Below are 1,236 nucleotides of genomic sequence, written 5' to 3' on the forward strand. Positions count from 1 at the left end.
GTTCGCTGCCGCATAGGCAGCTCAGAAATGTGAGGCATATGTTGCGAGGTCTGGCAACACGTTCGCTGCCGCATAGGCAGCTCAGAAAATCATCACAGGCGCACGTCTCCATGACCAAGAAGTTCGCTGCCGCATAGGCAGCTCAGAAAGCGTCGCCAGGCTCGCCGACGGGCTGCGCCTTGTTCGCTGCCGCATAGGCAGCTCAGAAATACCCGGCCGACGAGTTCGCGCGGAACCTGCCGTTCGCTGCCGCATAGGCAGCTCAGAAAGTTCAAGTCACCGAGAAGATCCAACCGGTCAGGTTCGCTGCCGCATAGGCAGCTCAGAAACGACTATGGCAAGATGCGGAACAAGGACTATCGTTCGCTGCCGCATAGGCAGCTCAGAAAAAGTCCACCGCCGCGAAGGTCGGCACCGGCCTGTTCGCTGCCGCATAGGCAGCTCAGAAATTGTCGAGCCTGCGCAGGTTCTCGCGGGCGTCGTTCGCTGCCGCATAGGCAGCTCAGAAATCATCTTTCGTGCGGCGCGCATCGGGGTTTATGTTCGCTGCCGCATAGGCAGCTCAGAAAAAGTCCACCGCCGCGAAGGTCGGCACCGGCCTGTTCGCTGCCGCATAGGCAGCTCAGAAATTGTCGAGCCTGCGCAGGTTCTCGCGGGCGTCGTTCGCTGCCGCATAGGCAGCTCAGAAATCATCTTTCGTGCGGCGCGCATCGGGGTTTATGTTCGCTGCCGCATAGGCAGCTCAGAAAAGCGCAATTCGATGCGGCCATCCTTCGACAAGGTTCGCTGCCGCATAGGCAGCTCAGAAAAGCCGCTGATCAAGGAAGGCAGCTGGTTCCGGGTTCGCTGCCGCATAGGCAGCTCAGAAATGTCGCCGTGCAGGAACTGCACGCATCCCTGGGTTCGCTGCCGCATAGGCAGCTCAGAAAGAACAACTCCAGCAGCGCGGTGGACTTCTTCTGTTCGCTGCCGCATAGGCAGCTCAGAAAGCCGCCGCTGCGCGCGCTCGCACAAGCCAATCGTTCGCTGCCGCATAGGCAGCTCAGAAATGAGCGGGCACTACTGGAAGTGCGTAGGCAAGGTTCGCTGCCGCATAGGCAGCTCAGAAAAAGCAGCACGCGAACCTTGTCCAGTGATAGGCGTTCGCTGCCGCATAGGCAGCTCAGAAAGGCAACCCGAAAGGCAACCCGAAGTTATGAAAGTTCGCTGCCGCATAGGCAGCTCAGAAAAGCAAAG

At 59.4% G+C, this 1,236-nt stretch carries 1 CRISPR repeat array.

Going from position 1 to position 1,236, the window contains the following annotated elements:
- Positions 1-1,229: direct repeats of the CRISPR family, unit length 28 nt; unit sequence GTTCGCTGCCGCATAGGCAGCTCAGAAA.
- Positions 1,230-1,236: the final 7 nt, after the last annotated feature.

It is taken from the genome of Thermomonas fusca DSM 15424 (assembly GCF_000423885.1).
Taxonomy (GTDB): Bacteria; Pseudomonadota; Gammaproteobacteria; order Xanthomonadales; family Xanthomonadaceae; genus Thermomonas; species Thermomonas fusca.